Origin of the sequence: Neisseria sp. P0020.S003, assembly GCF_051957095.1 — a bacterium.
GTDB lineage: Bacteria > Pseudomonadota > Gammaproteobacteria > Burkholderiales > Neisseriaceae > Neisseria > Neisseria subflava.
The window spans coordinates 1-213 of the sequence record NZ_JBQCWU010000118.1 but is presented as its reverse complement, the minus strand read 5'-3'; the positions used below and the strand labels follow the sequence as shown (position 1 = coordinate 213).

1 protein-coding gene is annotated in these 213 nt (G+C 52.6%); it reads left to right on the top strand.

Going from position 1 to position 213, the window contains the following annotated elements; genetic code table 11:
* A partial coding sequence (locus tag ACTHTQ_RS11610) for a hypothetical protein (protein WP_440364002.1) occupies window positions 1–213 on the top strand: 213 nt, incomplete at both ends.

Genomic DNA, 213 nt, shown 5'->3' with positions numbered 1-213 from the left:
CAAGTCAAGCAGATACCAAAGCTGATGGTGCGGTAGCGAAAGCTGAAGCGGCAGATGCTAAAGCAGTAGCGGCAGATACCAAAGCGGGTGAAGCTAAGACAGCGGCAGCTGCGGCAGATGCTAAAGCGGTAGCGGCAGATACCAAAGCGGGTGAAGCTAAAGGCCGTGCAGACGATGCTTACAATTTAGCAAGTCAAGCAGATACCAAAGCTG